Consider the following 1,289-nt stretch of genomic DNA (forward strand, 5'->3'; position numbering starts at 1 on the left):
CGGTGATGCCTCAACGTTGGGTGGTGGAGCGCTCATTTGCTTGGCTTGAGAAATGCCGACGGTTATGGAAGAACTGCGAGCGGAAACTCAATACCAGCTTGCAGTTCATCCATTTAGCCTTCCTCGTGCTGTTGCTCAAAAGATCGTGAACAGGCTCTTAGAGTCTGTTCACGATCTTTTTGTCCTGAGATAATTGCCGAATGCGAAGAAGCCATTATCCAAGCGACGTAAGTCGTGAACAGTTCGAACAGATCAGACCGCTATTGGAAAGCCTGCGCAAGAAAACCAAGCCAAGGACAGTGGACCTGTTCGAGGTCTGGTGTGCTGTGCTCTATTTGCTCAAGAGTGGCTGCCAATGGCGAATGTTGCTCAGTGAGTTTCCCAAGTGGCGAACGGTGCATGCCTACTTTAGTCGCTGGAGCGAGCCCGACCAGGATGGTGTCAGCATCTTGGAGCGGGCCCTCAAAAAATCTGGTTGGAGAGGCCCGTATCAGACTGGGGCGCAAATCCTCGAGCAGCTTTTTGATCGTGGATGCATAAAGCGTGAAGAACACTGATACCGCGCAGCTAAAGAGCTACGACGCAGGCAAGAAGGTTCAGGGATCAAGCGTCATCTTGCTGTTGACACGCAAGGGCTGCCGCATGCCATTGCGGTGACGACGGCGGATGTGACGGATCGGAAAGGTGCGCTGATGGCTGCTCTAGGAGGTCGGGCCTCTGATTTACGAAGCGTGAAGAGCATCTTGGCTGATGGGGGCTACATGGGAAAGCCATTCGCCCAAGGAGTGGAAAGTTTTCTGGGGGCCCAGGTCCATATAGCCAAGCGCAGTGAACTGCACCAATTTGCGGTGATGCCTCAACGTTGGGTGGTAGAACGTTCATTTGCTTGGCTTGAGAAATGCAGACGGTTATGGAAGAAAGGCGAGCGGAAATTCAATACCAGCTTGCAGTTCATCCATTTAGCCTTCCTCGTGTTGTTGCTCAAAAGATCGTGAGCAGGCTCTAAGCGGCCTACCCGGCAGTGAACCAGATCCGTATTCCGGCGTGCACAAAGACGCTTTCTAAGCTGCCTATCCGGCAGTGAACCCGGCGAAGCCGGTCATTTTGCCCGGCTGGAGTTTCTAAGCTGCGTATCCGGCAGTGAACTAGAGTCTACTCCGCCTGATCTGCTCCCCTTAGGCCTTACCAATCAAAAGTAGAGAGAAGTCCGTCACTGAAGGAGAATGACGGACATGAAGAAGAGCAGATTCACCGAAGAACAGATCATTGGCTTTCTCAAGCAGGCCGAA

At 52.6% G+C, this 1,289-nt stretch carries 2 protein-coding genes and 1 pseudogene; all 3 read left to right on the forward strand.

Translation table 11 applies throughout. The features are described from left to right. Positions 1-149 (forward strand): transposase (locus B0T39_RS24640; RefSeq protein WP_141111082.1); only part of this gene is annotated, 149 nt, incomplete at its 5' end. A gap of 51 nt (positions 150-200) precedes the next feature. Beyond that, positions 201-557 (forward strand): transposase, encoded by a 357-nt coding sequence (locus tag B0T39_RS26345; RefSeq protein ID WP_254894642.1) that lies wholly within the window; start codon positions 201-203, stop codon positions 555-557. A 27-nt stretch (positions 558-584) separates the two neighbouring features. Then, positions 585-995, forward strand: a pseudogene (locus tag B0T39_RS26350) (IS5 family transposase); the annotation flags it as partial. Between the last annotated feature and the right edge of the window lie 294 nt (positions 996-1,289).

This window comes from Chromobacterium haemolyticum (assembly GCF_002081825.1).
Classification (GTDB): domain Bacteria; phylum Pseudomonadota; class Gammaproteobacteria; order Burkholderiales; family Chromobacteriaceae; genus Chromobacterium; species Chromobacterium fluminis.

What these genes read in the sequence shown, in the direction of transcription:
- B0T39_RS26345 (WP_254894642.1), top strand. Translation starts at nt 201, where the DNA reads ATGCGAAGAAGCCATTATCCAAGCGACGTAAGTCGTGAACAGTTCGAA.